Annotated in this window: 2 protein-coding genes; both read right to left on the bottom strand. The window is 45.7% G+C overall.

Annotation, left to right across the window (positions count from 1 at the left end; genetic code table 11):
* A partial coding sequence (locus HW443_RS12280) for a hypothetical protein (protein WP_176238343.1) occupies positions 1 to 238 on the bottom strand: 238 nt, incomplete at its 3' end.
* Between the two features lie 269 nt (positions 239 to 507).
* A partial coding sequence (locus HW443_RS12285; RefSeq protein WP_176238344.1) for a 6-phosphofructokinase occupies positions 508 to 772 on the bottom strand: 265 nt, incomplete at its 5' end.

Consider the following 772-nt stretch of genomic DNA (forward strand, 5'->3'; position numbering starts at 1 on the left):
CATCTATTTGAGGTGGAGATTCTATCAGAAGGGAGAAGACAGGCTCACCATTGGCAGCTCTGTACTGAAGAGTCTGCAGGATGTCCTGCTTTTTCTTCTCGATATCCAGCTTGATTTCAGTCGTCTCCTCTTCCTGGGTCAGGCCAGTCTCTTCCTCAGTGACGGTTTCCGGGGAAGGACTTTCCGTCCCTGTTTCCTCTGATGGCCTGGGAGCTCCCGAGAGTATGCCTTTTAGCAAATTAGAATACAGGCAAGAGAAGATGAGGATAGTTAAAATGATGATTATGATAAACGCTATTTCCGGCCTCTTGAGGATTTTATAGGAGAGTAATTTCTTTAAGACTTTCTTTAAAGGATGTGTTAAAGGTTGTATGTTCCTAAGTTTGTCTGAAAGATTGTTTCTCTTCTTACTTTTCCTAGGTCTCTGAGTTGGATATTTCTAAAAATCCTCCTACTCTCCTGTTCGGGAGCTCATCCTTCCTGTAGCTGGTACACTCTCCACTATGTCTAATAGAACAACTTTGCCGTCTCGAAAAGCTCCATATCAACGGGCTTTACCTTAGCCACAGCCTCTTCCAGGGGCACACTGTCGATCTGGTTGCCTTTCACACAGGCCATCATGTCAAACTGGCCATTGTGCACTAATTCCACCGCTTTGACTCCCAGGCGAGTAGCCATAATTCTATCATAGGCAGTAGGTGTACCGCCTCTTTGCAGATGGCCGAGAATAGTCGCCCTGGTCTCGTAGCCAGTTCTTTTTTCAATCTCCTCT

Source organism: Candidatus Hakubella thermalkaliphila (genome assembly GCF_013281975.1).
Classification (GTDB): Bacteria; Actinomycetota; Humimicrobiia; order Hakubellales; family Hakubellaceae; genus Hakubella; species Hakubella thermalkaliphila.